The sequence below is a fragment of the Streptomyces sp. NPDC002181 genome (genome assembly GCF_042890485.1).
Lineage (GTDB): Bacteria > Actinomycetota > Actinomycetes > Streptomycetales > Streptomycetaceae > Streptomyces.
This window is the reverse complement of the sequence record NZ_JBIASC010000007.1, coordinates 105,666-119,673: the sequence shown is the minus strand read 5'-3', so window position 1 is coordinate 119,673 and position 14,008 is coordinate 105,666. Positions and strand designations below refer to the sequence as shown.

General features: G+C 74.2%; 4 protein-coding genes. All 4 read right to left on the bottom strand.

The window, feature by feature from the left end:
• Positions 1–2: 2 nt before the first annotated feature.
• The 4 genes from ACFYXV_RS19395 to ACFYXV_RS19380 all read right to left on the bottom strand — a co-directional run bounded on the left by ACFYXV_RS19395 (position 3) and on the right by ACFYXV_RS19380 (position 13,939).
• Positions 3–9,275, bottom strand: a complete 9,273-nt coding sequence (locus tag ACFYXV_RS19395) for an SDR family NAD(P)-dependent oxidoreductase (protein WP_389383565.1) — start codon at positions 9,273–9,275, stop codon at positions 3–5.
• 222 nt (positions 9,276–9,497) lie between these two features.
• On the bottom strand, positions 9,498–10,937 hold the full coding sequence (locus tag ACFYXV_RS19390) for an NAD(P)/FAD-dependent oxidoreductase (protein WP_389383564.1): 1,440 nt from the start codon (positions 10,935–10,937) through the stop codon (positions 9,498–9,500).
• A complete protein-coding gene (locus ACFYXV_RS19385) occupies positions 10,934–12,130 on the bottom strand; it encodes a DUF993 family protein (RefSeq protein ID WP_385466716.1) in 1,197 nt (398 codons plus the stop codon). The genes ACFYXV_RS19390 and ACFYXV_RS19385 overlap by 4 nt, the downstream gene beginning before the upstream one ends.
• 282 nt (positions 12,131–12,412) lie before the next feature.
• A complete protein-coding gene (locus ACFYXV_RS19380; protein WP_385466719.1) occupies positions 12,413–13,939 on the bottom strand; it encodes an MFS transporter in 1,527 nt (508 codons plus the stop codon).
• Between the last annotated feature and the right edge of the window lie 69 nt (positions 13,940–14,008).

Sequence of the window (14,008 nt, the reverse complement as noted above, 5' to 3'; positions counted from 1 at the left end):
CATCAACCAATCTCAAGGTCGTCCAGGGCCTGGAACAACTCGTCGTCCGTGGCCGAGGCGAATTCGTCGTCTGTTTCCGCGGTGGCGGCACCGTCCTGCGCGTCACGCCATTTGCGCAGCAGGGCCTCCAGGCGGGCCGTGATCCTGGCCGCTTCGGCCAGGGTGGGGGCGGCGGCCGCGAGGGCGGTCTCCAGCCGGTCGGTCTCGTCGAGCACCGGGCGGGCGCCGTCGGCGTCCTGCGGGGCGAGCACGCCGTCCAGGTAGCCGGCCGCGGCGCGGCAGGTCGGGTGGTCGAAGACGAGGGTGGCGGGCAGCCAGAGCCCGGTGACGGCGCCGAGGCGCTTGCGGAGGTCGACCGCCGCCATGGAGTCGAAGCCGAGTTCCTGGAACGCCCGCTCGGGGTCGACCGCTTCGGGGTCGGGGTGGCCGAGCACCGCAGCGACGTGCTCGCGGACCAGCGCGAGCAGGGTCCGCTCGCGCTCGTCCGCGGTCAGCCCCGCCAGCCGCTCCGCGAGGGAGGCGCCGCCGGCGGCCGCCGCGGACCGGGCCGGGGTGCGGACCACGGAGCGCAGGACGTACGGGAGTTCCTCCGGCCGGGTGCGCAGCGCGGCCCGGTCGAGGCGGACGGCGGCCAGGGTTCCCGCCGCCTCCTGGGCGAGGGCGGCGTCGAAGAGGGCGAGTCCTTCCTCGGCGGTGAGCGCGGGCAGGCCGGCCCGCTCCTGGGCTGCGGCGGCCGTTCCCGGTGTCCGCCAGGGGCCGTAGGCGAGGGCGGTGGCGGGCAGGCCCCGGCTCCGGCGGTACCCGGTGAGGGCCTCGAAGCCGATCTGGGCGAAGCCGGTGCCGGACTGCCCGTCGCCCTGCAGCAGCGCCTCGGCCGAGGAGACCAGGACGAAGGCGGCGAGGTCGCTGTCGCGGGTCGCCCTGTGGAGGTTCCACGCGGCCTGGTCGGCCCGGCCGGCGGCGGCGAGGCGGTCGGCGGTGAACCCGGCGAACGAGGAGCCGTCCGCGAGGTCGTGGGCCGTGTGGACGACCGCGGTCAGCGGGTGCTCGGGGGCGATCGTCGCGAGGAGCGCGGCGACCGCGGCGGGGTCGGTGAGGTCGGTGGTGAGCACGGAGATCTCCGCGTCCGGCCCGCCCACCCCGTCGGCGTCCGCCGCAAGGCCCTGTTCGGTGGCCAGCACCAGGTGCCGCACGCCCCGCTCGGTGACCAGGTGGCGTGCCAGCGCGCCGGCCGTGCCGGCGGCGCCGGTGACCAGGACCGTTCCCTGCGGGTCCCAGGCGGGCGCGGCGGCGGGGGCCGGGACCGGGGCCGGGGTGAGCCGCGGGACGAGGGCGGCGCCTGCGCGCAGCGCGGTCTCCGGCTCGTCCGAGGCCAGGGCGGCGGGCAGGGCGTGCAGCGACTCGTCGGAGCCGTCCAGGGCGACCAGGGTCAGCGGGCAGCCGCTCTCGGCGCGCGCGGTGCGGACCAGGGCCTGCACCATGCCGGCGGCGGCGCTGTGTTCGCGGGTGACGACGGCGAGCGGCAGGGTGCCGAGCCGCTCGTCCGCGGTCCAGTGGTGGAGCAGGGCGAGGGTCTCGGGGGCGGCGTCGGGGCCGTCGGCGAGGTGGACCACCAGTTCGGGCGCCGCGCCCCGCTCGAGGTCGGCCAGCAGGGCTTCCAGGTCCTGGTGGGCGGGTACGTCCTCGCCGAGGCCGAGCCGGTCGCCGCCGAGCACCGCGATGCCCTGCGGACGGATCCGGGTCCCGGCCGGCCGTGCGTCCTGCCAGTCGAGCCGGAAGAGTGCCTCCTGGGCGATGCCCCGGCCCGCGGTCAGCTCGGCGGCCGTCACGGGGCGGGAGACGAGGCGGTCGACGGTGAGCACGGGCCGCCCGTCGGTGTCGCTCGCCGTCAGCGCGGTGCCCCCGTCCTCGGCCGGGGCGAGGTGGACGCGCAGGTCACGGCTGCCGGTGGCGTGCAGGGCGACGCCCTGCCAGTCGGCGTCGTACTGCACGGAGGCGTCCGCGGTGAGGCGCTGGGCGTGCAGGGCGGCGTCGAGCAGGGCCGGGTGGAGGGTGAAGCGGTCCGCGTCCCGGTCCGCGCCCTCGGGCAGCCCGATCTCGGCGAAGAGTTCCCGGCCGCGCTGCCAGGCGGCGCGCAGCCCCTGGAAGGCGGGCCCGTATCCGTAACCGCGGGCGAGGAGTTCCTCGTACGCGCGGTCGGTGGCCAGCGGTGTCGCGCCGGCGGGCGGCCAGGCGGCGCCGGTGTCCGGGGTCTGTGCGGGGGTGTGGCCGGGGACGGCGGTGCCGGTGGCGTTCCGGCGCCAGCCGGAGTCGGGGCCGGTGCCGGTGCCGGTGCCGGTGCCGGTGCGGGAGTGGACGTGTACCGGGCGGGCTCCGGACGCGTCCGGTGCGCCGACGGTGACGCGCAGGTCGACGGTGTCGCGCTCGGGGAGCACGAGCAGGCTCTCGACGGCGAGTTCCCGCAGCCCGGTGCAGCCGGTGCGCGCCGCGGCGTGCAGCGCCAGCTCGACGAGTGCGCCGCCGCCGAGCAGTACGGTGCCGAGCAGGTCGTGGTCGGCGAGCCAGGCCTGGCCGGTGGCGGAGAGCCGCCCGGTCAGGACGAGGCCGTCGGTGTCGGGCAGTTCGACGACGGCCCCGAGCAGCGGGTGTCCGGCGCTCTGCTGGCCGACGGTGGTGACGTCGCCGCTGCCGGCGACGGAGTCGAGCCAGTAGCGGCGGCGCTGGAAGGCGTACCCGGGCAGTTCGACGCGGTGCGGCTGCCGCGGGGTGTGGACGGCGCTCCAGTCGACGGCCACGCCGCGGGACGCGGCCCGGCCGGCGGCGGCCACCAGCTCGCGCGGCTCGGGCCGGTCGCGGCGCAGCGCGGGCAGGAACGCGACGTCGCGCTCGCCGGTGAGGCAGTCCGCGCCGAGGGAGGACAGGACGGCGTCGGGGCCGAGTTCGAGGTACGTGGTGACCTCGTGGGCGTCGAGGGTGCGCACGGCGTCCTCGAAGCGGACGGTGCCGCGTACGTGCCGGACCCAGTACTCGGGGTCGCCGAGCTCCTCGGCGGTGGCGAGCCGGCCGGTCAGCGTCGAGACCACGGGGATGGCCGGCTTGCGGTAGGTCATCTTCCGGGCGACCGTGCGGAAGTCGTCGAGCATGGGCTCCATGAGCGGCGAGTGGAAGGCGTGGCTGACCTTGAGACGGCTCGTCTTGCGGCCGTCCGCCTCGAAGCGGGCCGCGAGGGCGAGGACCTCGTCCGCGGCGCCGGAGACGACCACGGACGAGGGGCCGTTCACGGCGGCGAGGGACACCGCGTCGTCCAGGAACGGCGCGACCTCGGCCTCGGCGGCCCGGATGGCGACCATGGCGCCGCCGGCCGGCAGGTTCTGGATCAGGCGGCCGCGGGCGGCGACGAGCGCGGCGACGTCCTCAAGGCTGAAGACGCCGGCGGCGCGGGCCGCGGCGAGCTCGCCCACCGAGTGCCCGGCGAGGTAGTCCGGTCGGATGCCCCAGGACTCGGCGAGCCGGAACAGGGCGATCTCGAGGGCGAACAGGGCGGGCTGGGCGTACTCGGTGCGGCTCAGGAGTTCGGCGTCCGTGCCCCACATGACGTCGAGCAGCGGCCGCTCCAGGTGCGGGTCGAGGGCCTCGGCGGCGGCGTCGACGGCTCGGGCGAACACCGGGTGGGCCTCGTACAGTCCGCGCCCCATGCCCGGCCGTTGCGCACCCTGGCCGGTGAAGAGGAAGGCGGTGGACCCGGCGGGGCCGGAGGCGGCCGTGGCGGCGGGCGGCTGCCCGGCGAGCCCGGCGAGCGCGCCGAGGAGTTCCTCGCGGTCCTCCCCGACGACGACGGCACGGTGGCTCAGCAGCGGGCGGCCGGTGCCGAGGGAGTACGCGACGTCCACCGGGCGCAGCCCGGGGCGCCGGGCGACGTGGTCGGCCAGGCGGCGGGCCTGGTCGGCGAGGGCTTCGCCGCCCGCCGCGGACAGCAGCCAGGCGACGGCGCCGGTGTCCTCGGCGGATTCCGGCCCGGGGGAGGCGGACCCGGGAGCGGCGGCGGACCCGGGTTCCTCGTCGGGCACGTGCTCGACGATCACGTGGGCGTTGGTGCCGCTGATGCCGAAGGAGGAGACGCCCGCGCGGCGGGGTCCTTCCGCGCTCCAGTCACGGGCCTCGGTGAGCAGCCGGACGGCGCCGGCCTCCCAGTCGACCTTCTGCGAGGGCCGGTCCACGTGCAGGGTCCGGGGCAGCACCCCGCGGCGCATGGCCTCGACCATCTTGATGACGCCGGCGACTCCGGCCGCGGCCTGTGCGTGGCCGATGTTCGACTTGATCGACCCGAGCCACAGCGGCCGGTCCCCGGGCCGGTCCTGGCCGTAGGTGGCGAGCAGGGCCTGGGCCTCGATCGGGTCGCCGAGCACCGTGCCGGTGCCGTGCGCCTCGACCGCGTCGACGTCGGCGGCCGACAGTCCGGCCGAGGCGAGGGCCTGGCGGATGACGCGCTGCTGCGAGGGGCCGTTGGGGGCGGTCAGGCCGTTGCTGGCGCCGTCCTGGTTGACGGCGGAGCCCTTCACGACGGCGAGGACCTGGTGGCCGTTGCGCCGGGCGTCGGAGAGCCGCTCCAGCAGGAGGAGGCCGACTCCCTCGGAGAAGCCGGTGCCGTCGGCGGCGTCGGCGAACGGCTTGCACCGGCCGTCCGCGGCTAGGCCGCGCTGCTGCCCGAACTCGATGAGGACACCGGGGGTGGCCATGACCGTGACACCGCCGACGAGGGCCAGCGAGCACTCGCCGGAACGCAGCGCCTGCCCGGCCAGGTGGACGGCGACGAGCGAGGAGGAGCAGGCGGTGTCGACCGTGACGGCCGGGCCCTCAAGGCCGTAGTGGTAGGACAGGCGGCCCGAGACGATCGATCCGGCCGCGCTGCTGTCCGCGTAGTCGTGGTACATCATGCCGGCGAAGACGCCGGTCGAGCTGCCGCGCAGGGTGGCCGGGTCGATGCCCGCCCGCTCGAACAGCTGCCAGGAGGTCTCCAGCAGCAGACGCTGCTGCGGGTCCATGGCCAGCGCCTCGTTGGGGCTGATGCCGAAGAAGCCGGGGTCGAAGTCGGCCGCGTCGTGGAGGAACCCGCCGGACTTGGTGTACGTACGGCCGGGCCGGCCGGGCTCGGGGTGGTAGAGCTCGTCGATGTTCCAGCCGCGGTCCCCGGGGAAGGCGGAGACGGCGTCAGTGCCGTCCGCGACCAGCTTCCACAGGTCCTCGGGGGACTCCACGCCTCCGGGGAAGCGGCAGGCCATGGCGACGATGGCGAGCGGCTCGTCCGGGTCGGCCGCGGCGGCGGCCGGGGCGGCCCCGCCTGCTTGGGCGCCGGAGCCCGCGAACTGGCCTTCCAGGTGCTTGGCGAGGACGCGGGCGCTCGGGTAGTCGAAGACGAGGGTGGGGGGCAGCCTCAGTCCGGTGGCCGCGTTGACGCGGTTGCGCAGCTCGACGGCGGTGAGGGAGTCGAAGCCGAGCTCCTTGAAGGCCCGGTCGGGGTCGACGGCGTCGACGCTGCCGTGGCCGAGGACCTCGGCGACCTGGCGGCGTACGAGGTCGAGGAGGGCCTTGGTCCGCTCGCCTCCCGACAAGGAGGCCAGCCGGTCTCCGAAGGAGGCCTCGCCGCGGTCGGCCTTGACGGCCTGCCGCAGCGGGACCCGGACCAGGGAGCGGAGCAGGGCCGGTACGGTGCCCGAGCCCGCGGCGACGCGCAGCGCAGCGGTGTCCAGCTTGAGCAGGACGCGCAGCGACCCGCCGTCCGCGGTGGCGGTGAACGCGCTGTCGAAGAGGGCGAGGCCCTCCGCGGCGGCGATGGGCGGGAACCCGCCGCGGCGCATGCGGGCGACGGTGGCCTCGTCGAGGTGGCCGGTCATACCGGTGCCGTCGGCCCACAGGCCCCACGCCATGGACACGGCGGGGAGTCCGGCGGCGCGGCGGTGGGCGGCGAGGGCGTCGAGGAAGCCGTTGGAGGCGGCGTAGTTGGCCTGGCCGGCCGAGCCGAGCGTCCCGGCGATGGAGGAGAACAGGACGAAGGCGGCCAGGTCCAGGTCGCGGGTCAGCTCGTGCAGGTGCCAGGCGGAATCCGCCTTGGCACGCAGGACGACGTCGAGCCGCTCCGCGGTGAGGGAGCCGATCAGGCCGTCGTCGAGGACGCCGGCGGCGTGCACGACGGCGGTGAGCGGGTGGGCGGGGTCTATCCCGGCGATCAGGGCGGCGAGGGAGTCCCGTTCGGCGGTGTCGCACGCCGCGATCTCGGCCTCGGCGCCCAGTTCGGCCAGCTCGGCGCGCAGGTCGGCGGCGCCGGGCGCGGCGGGGCCGCGGCGGCTGGTGAGCAGCAGCCGGCGGGCGCCGTGCCGGGTGACGAGGTGGCGGGCGACGAGCGCGCCCAGGCCTCCGGTGCCGCCCGTGATCAGGACGGTTCCCTCGGGGTCGAATTCCGCGCGGGGCGCGGGATCGGCGGCGGTCAGCCGGGGGGCGAGGACCTCGCCGTCGCGGAGCGCGGTCTCGGGCTCCCCGGTGGCGAGGGCCGCGGCGAGGGCGTCCGCGCCGGGCGCCGTACCGGCGGCGAGGTCGGCGTCGGTGTCGACGAGGACGAACCGGCCGGGGTTCTCGGCCTGGGCCGAACGGAGCAGGGCCCACTGCGGGGCCTGGGCCAGGTCCGGGGCGCCGTTCCCGGCCGCGGCGACGGCGCCGCCGGTGACCAGCAGGAGGGTGGCGTCGGCGAAGCGGTCGTCGGCGAGCCAGGACTGGACGCGTTCCAGGGCCCGGCCGGTGCTCCGGCGCACCGCGGCCGGTACGTCGCCGGGCTCGGCGGATCCGGTGAGCAGGGCGACGACCACCTGGGGCGGGGCGTCGGCGGTGGCGTCCGCGAGGGCTGCCAGGTCCTCGTGGGCGGGGACGCCGAGGGCGGCGGCGAGGTCGTCGGCGGCGGCGCCGGATCCGGCCACCGCCCAGCTGCCGGCGGCGGGTCGCGCGGCGCCCGCGGTCGTCGACACCGGTATCCAGCGCACGGCGTACGGCTGCGGGCCGCTGCCCGCGCCGGCGGCCGCGAGCTGCTCCGGGGAGACGGCCCTGGCGACGAGCGAGTCGACGGTCAGGACGGGCTCGCCGGTGCCGTCGGCGGCGGTGATCCGCGTGGCGTCGGGTCCGGCCTCGGCGAGGTGGACGCGCAGCGAGGTGGCGCCGATCGCGTGCAGGGTGACGCCGGTCCAGGCGAAGGGCAGGACGGTGTCGCCGGACTCGTCCTGTCCGGCGAGGAGTTCGGCGTGCAGGGCGGAGTCGAGGAGCGCGGGGTGCAGATCGAAGCGGGCGGCGTCCGTGTGCGCCTGCTCGTCCAGCTCGACCTCGGCGAACAGCTCGCGGCCGCGCCGCCACAGGCCCTTGAGGCCCTGGAAGACGGGTCCGTAGGCGTAACCGCGGTCCAGGAGCCTTTCGTAGGCCCCCTCCAGCGGTACGGGTTCGGCGCCGGGCGGCGGCCAGGAGGCCAGGTCCGCGGCGGGGGCCGCCGCGAGCGGTGCGCGGGCGTCGAGGGTGCCGGTGGCGTGGCGGGTCCAGGTGTCGTCGCCGTTCTCGCCGCGGGACTGGATCGTGACGGGGCGGCCGTCGCCCTCGTCGGGTGCGCCGACGGTGACCTGGAGCTGGAGCCGGCCGTCGGCGGGCAGGACCAGCGGTGCCTGGAGGGTGAGCTCGCGGACGGACTCGCTGCCGGTGTGCCGGCCCGCGCGCAGGGCCAGGTCGACGAAGGCGGTGCCGGGGACGAGCACGCTGCCGAGGGCCTCGTGGTCGGCGAGCCACGGGTGCGAGGAGAGCCCGACGCGGCCGGTGAAGACGGTCTCGCCGGAGGCGGACGAGGTGATGACGGCGCCGAGCAGCGGGTGGGCGGCGGAGTCGAGTCCGGCGGCGGTGACGTCGGCGCCCCCCGTGGTCGAGTCGATCCAGTAGCGGCGGTTCTGGAAGGCGTACGTGGGGAGGTCGGTGACGCGGGCGTCGGGGGCGAAGAAGTCGGTCCAGGCGACGGGGGCGCCGCCGAGCGAGGCCTCGGCCAGGGAGGTGGCGAAGCGCAGGAGTCCGCCGTCGTTGCGCCGCAGCGAGCCGACGGCGGTGGCCTGGGCGCCGGCGGACTCGAAGGTCTCGCCGAGGCCGTTGCGGAGCACGGGGTGCGGGCTGGCTTCGACGAACAGGCCGTAGCCGTCGGCGAGCAGGGCGCGGGTGGCGGCCTCGAAGCGGACGGTCTGGCGCAGGTTGGTGAACCAGTAGGAGCCGTCGAGCTCGGAGGTGTCGATGAGGGCGCCGGTCACCGTCGAGTAGAAGGCGATCTCGGAGCGGCGCGGGCGGACGGGGGCGAGGAGGACGTGCAGCTTGTCCTTCAGCGCCTCGACGTAGTGCGAGTGGGAGGCGTAGTCCACCCGGATCTTGCGCGCCTGGACGCCCTGCGCGGTGAGGTTTTCGTGCACCTCGTCGAGCGCGGCGTTCTCGCCGGCCACGATGGTGGAGCCCGGGCCGTTGACGGCGGCGAGCTGTACGCGCCCCTGCCACGGGGCGAGGCGGGTCTCCAGCTCGGCCGCGGGCAGCGGTACGGACATCATGCCGCCCTGGCCGGCCAGTTCCTCGGCGATGAGCTGGCTGCGGAGGGCGACCACGCGGGCGCCGTCCTCAAGGGTGAGCGCTCCGGCCACGCACGCGGCGGCGATCTCGCCCTGCGAGTGGCCGACGACGGCCGCCGGTTCGATCCCGTACGAGCGCCACAGCGCGGCCAGCGAGATCATGACGGCCCACAGCACGGGCTGGACCACGTCGACCCGCTCGAAGGTCGGTGCGCCCGGCTCGCCGCGCAGCACGTCTTCCAGGTCCCAGTCGGTGAAGGCCCTCAGCGCGGTGGCGCACTGGGCCAGCGCGGTGGCGAAAGCCGGTGCGGTGTCGAGCAGTTCGACGGCCATGCCCTGCCACTGGGAGCCCTGGCCGGGGAAGACGAAGACCGCGGGGGTGGAGCCGGTGCCCGTCACGGGGCCGGTGACCACGGTGCCGCCGAGGCCGCCGGCGGCGAGGGCCTCGAGACCTTCGAGGAGGCTTTCGCGGTCGGTGCCGAGGACCACGCCGCGGTGCGGCAGGGCGGCGCGCGTGGTCGCCAGGGAGAGGCCGATGTCGTGCGGGCGGGGTGCCTGCCCTTGCGGGCCGCGCTCCGAGAGGAAGGCGCTCAGCTTCAGCGCCTGGGCACAGACCGCCGCCTCGCCGGTGCCGTGCAGCACCCAGGGGATCACTGCGGGAGTGGGAGCCGCCCCGCCCGGAACGCCATGCTCCCCCGAATTCCGGTCGGAAACGGAGAATTCCTGGTCGCCGCTCATGCGGGGCACCCTCCTCGAGATGTCCAGAGCTCTTTTGAAAGCCGTGACGGCACCCTGCGGGTGCCGTCGAAATGACGCTATTCAGCGCACCGTAGGGAGCCAACCCTTATGTGGACGGGCGGGCCCCCTATCGGGGTGCTACTGGGGGTGGGACACGGGTACCCGTCCTTCTGCACGGGCGTCGTCCAGCAGATTCCCGAATCCGGGGAACTGGGCGATGGCCTGGTCGGCCGTGAGGGCCGGCTTCCGGGGTCCGCGCAAAACGGGCCACAGATAGGCGAAGGAGAACATCCGGCTCACCGGGGCGACGAACGTGCCGACGGTGAAGGCGATGTTGCAGACGGTCGGATTGCGGGCCGCCACCTGCGAAATGCGGGCCGCGAGCCAGATCTGGAACTTCTCGCCCTTGACCGGTACGGAGGTCTGCACACCCGGGAAGAACACGTCGTTGCCCGCCGAGGTCTGCCACGCGAACGCCACGATCTTGGCGATGCGCCCCTGTACCCGCTTGGCCAGGCCCGGTGTCAGACCGCCGCCCGCGCGCAGTTCGGCGCGCAGCTCCAGTGCGCTCTTGGCGGATACGGTCATACCCGTTCCGTACGTGGGGTTCAGCGCCGCGTTGGCGTCGCCGACGACGAGATAGCCCTCGGGCATCTCCGCCTTCTCGTAATGCCGCCAGCGGTTCTGCATGCCGCGGTAGGAGCGGATTTCGGTGAGCGGGGTGGCGTTCGCGAGCAGCTTGGGAATGACGGGGTGGTCCCAGTCGCCCGTGTAGTTCGCGAAGCCCTCCTCGTCCGTGGGCGGCTCGCCGCCCTTGGAGCCGAACAGGGTGACGATCCACTTGTTGCCCTCGTTGGGCAGCAGGGCCACGCCCCGGCCCGGTCGGCCGGTGCCCGGCTGGACCTGGATCATCACGCCGGGGAAGTCCTCCGGTGTGCCCTCGGGAGCCTCGTACCAGCGGCTGGCGTAGGCGAAGCCGGCGTCGACGACGTCCTCCGCCGCCGCGGCGACGCCGAGTTCCTGCAGCCACTGCGGGGTGCGGGCGCGGCGGCCCGTGGCGTCGACGACGAAGTCGGCGGCGAGCGTCTCCTCCGTCACGGACTGGCCGGCCTCGCGGCCGCCCTTCTCGATGCGCACGCCGGTGACCCGCTGCGCGTCCCCCACCAGGCCGATGACCTTGGTGTTCTGCAGGACCTTCAGCTTCTCGTTCTTCAGTGCCTGGCCGCGCACGACGTCGTCGAGCACGGCCCGGCTCATGAGCAGCAGCCAGGTGTCGGTGTGGCTGCGCTCGAACCAGTCGCGCGGGCCGCGCGTGAGGATGTCCTGCGGCAGTCCGCGCTGCTTGGCGCCGGCGGCGCGCAGCAGAGCGGTGGTGCCGGGGAGGAGTTCGTCAAGGGCGTCGGCGCCGCCCTTCATGAACAGGTGGTTGTGCTGTCCCTGGGGCAGGCCGCGGCGCGGTCCGGGGGCGTCGGGGTACCGGTCGCCCTCGATGACGACGACCTCGTCGACGTGGTCGGCGAGCACGGTCGCGGCCAGCAGTCCGGCCATGCCGCCGCCGAGTACGACCGCGGCGGTCACTGCTCTATTCCGTACGTGCCGAGGAAGGCGCGGAAGCGGCGCTCGGCGAGTGCCGGGTCCGGCAGGGTGCCGAGGCTGTCGGCGATGCGGTACAGCTTCGCCAGGTGCGGCAGGGAGCGGGCCGAGGACTCTCCCCAGACCATCTGGTAGTGGCTGGTCTCGCCCCGGAGCCAGCCGAGGAAGGCCAGGCCGGTCTTGAAGAAGATGATGCTGCGGCCGAAGCCGGAGAAGAGGTGGCGCGAGAGCTCCTGGGTGGGGTCGAGGAGCGCGCGTGCCTGGGCGTGGTCGCCGGCGTCCGCCGCGCGCAGCGCCTCGGCGGCGATCGGGGCGAACGCGCCGAAGACCGGGGTGAGTCCGTCGCTGAAGCCGTGCTCGTCGCCGACCAGCAGCTCGGAGTAGTTCTCGGTGTCGCTGGTGTAGAAGCGGATGCCCTCCGGGAGGCGGCGGCGGATCTCCACCTGGCGCTCGGGGGTGAGGAACAGCGCGGCGATCTTGATGCCGTCGACCTTGTCGGCGTTGTTCTTCGCGATGTCGATGAGGGTGTCGAGCGCCGCGTCGAGGTCCTGGTGGCCCCAGTAGCCGGTGTGGCCCGGGTTCCAGTCGGACGCGACCCAGTGCAGGACGGCCGGCTTCGAGACCTGGCGCAGCAGCGAGCCGTAGAGCTCCGCGTACGCCTCGGGGCCCTGGCCCAGCGGGGCCAGCTGCGGGCTGCACATGATGATGGCGGACGCGTCGGCGCCCTCGACGACCTCAAGCTGCTGCTCGTACGCCTTGGTGATGTCCTCGGGGGAGGCCGGGGCGAACGGGTTGAGCTGGTCGGTGGTGACGGCGACGGCCAGCTTGCCGCCGACGGCCTTGGCCTCGGCGGCCGAGCGGTTGATCAGCTCCACGGACGCGGGCCAGTCGAGGCCCATGCCGCGGTGCGCGGTGTCCAGCGCCTCGGCGAGGGTGAAACCGTGCTTCCAGAGGTTGCGGCGGACCTCAAGGGTGGCGTCCCAGTCGACGGCCGCCGGCGGCGGCGGACCCATGGGCGGCCCGAAGGGCTCGTTGCCGGCCAGCGGGTCGCCCAGGATGTGCGCGGTCGCCAGCGGGGACCGGGTGCGGAAGGGGCTGCTGTCGGGAGTGGCCACTCGCGGGGACTGATTGGGGTGGTACTCGGTCAGCGTCCCGTCGGCCTCAGGGAGTTTGATCACTGTTTTTGCTCTCCAAGTCTCAATCGGACCAGCGCGGCGGCATCCCGCCTGTGCGCCTTTCATTCAACTGACGCGGAGTCCGGACGGGCCAGAGCACAGACCCCCTGAAGGCCGTTGATCCACCCCTAGGTCCGGTGCCGCGAGATATTCGGGGTACCTGTTTTCGCGGGAAACTCGCCGGGAAAAGGGCGAAGACCCCCGCCGGAAATCCGGCGGGGGTCTTCGTTTTCGCGGCCGGCCACCCGTCTGCGGGGGGTTGAGGAATGGCCGGTGGCAGGTGGATCAGCGCATCGGGGCGTCCTGCAGCACCGGTGCGTCGACGATCAGGTCGGGGTTGACCGCGTCCGGGCGGACGTTGACCTTGCGCAGGTAGGTCGCGGCGAAGACCGTACCGGCGGCGAGCAGCGCCATGCACATGTAGGCGGTGGTCTGGACTCCGTTGGTGAAGGCCTCCCGGGCCGCGCCGAGGACGGCGTCGCCGATTTCCTTGGGCAGCTGGCCGGAGACCGCGACGGCCCCGCCCAGGGTCTGCTCGACCGCCGCGGTGGCCGACTCCGGAAGCCCGTTCGGCAGGGCGCCCACGACCTCGTCGCGGTAGACCGCGCCGGCGACGGAGCCCATGACCGCGAGTCCGAGCGCACCGCCGAGCTGGGCACCCGTCTCCAGGGTGGCGGCGGCGATGCTGGCCCGCTCTGGCGGGGCCGAGCCGACGAGCAGTTCCGTGGCGAGGGTCATGACGATGACCAGGCCGCCGGCGAGCATGCCCGCCGAGAGCAGGATGACCCAGATCCCGGAGTCGGGGGTGGCCAGGGTCAGTACCGCGAAGGCCGCGATGCCGATGATGTAGCCCACGCTGACCAGGATCGAGCGGTGCACGCCCTTCTTGAGGAGGATCGTGACGATCGGGGTGGTGATGCTGACGCCCGCCGAGGGGAGCAGGCTCCACAGACCGGCGACGAGCGGGGTCAGGCCGTACACGGACTGGAGGTACTGGGCGGTGAAGGCCGACATGCCGACCAGGCAGAACATGGCGATCATCTTGCTGAAGACCGGGCCGTTGATCTCGCGGCGGCTGAGCAGCCTCAGGTCGATCATCGGGTCGGGGCGGCGCTGGCGGAGCACGAACAGCAGGCCGATGACCACACCCACGGCGATCGCGCCGATGCGGGTGCCGTTGACGCCGTTGGCCGCCCATTCCTTGATGCCGTAGATGATCGGGAGGATCGCGGCGAGGGAGAGGAAGGAGCTGATCCAGTCGAAGCGGCCGGCGTTCGGGTCACGGGACTCGGGCACCAGGAGCGGGGTCAGGATCAGGAGCATCGCCATGAAGGGCAGGTTGACGAGGAAGACCGAGCCCCACCAGAAGTGTTCGAGCAGCAGACCGCTCATGACCGGGCCGAGACCGATGCCGCCGGCGAGGCCGCCGGTCCAGATCGCCACCGCGGTCTGGCGCTGCTTCTCGTCGTGGAACATGTTGCGGATGAGACCGGCGGTCGTGGGCGTCAGCACCGCACCGGCGATGCCGAGCACACCGCGGGCGATGATGAGCATCAGCGGGCTGGAGGCGTAGGCCGCGGCGACCGAGGCCAGGCCGAAGCCGACGGTGCCGATGAGCAGCAGCTTGCGGCGGCCGATACGGTCGCCGAGCCAGCCCATCGTCAGCAGCGTGCCGGCCAGAACGAATCCGTAGATGTCGAACATCCACAGCTGTTCAGTGCTGCTCGGCGAGATTTCCTCGCTGATGTACGGCACCGCGAAGTACAGCACCGAAACGTCCATGGAAACGAGCAGCAGAGGCAGAAGGAGCACGAAGAGCGCAATCCATTCCTTGCGCCCCGCCTTCGGCTGCAACTGATTCACGTCGGGATTCATGTACAC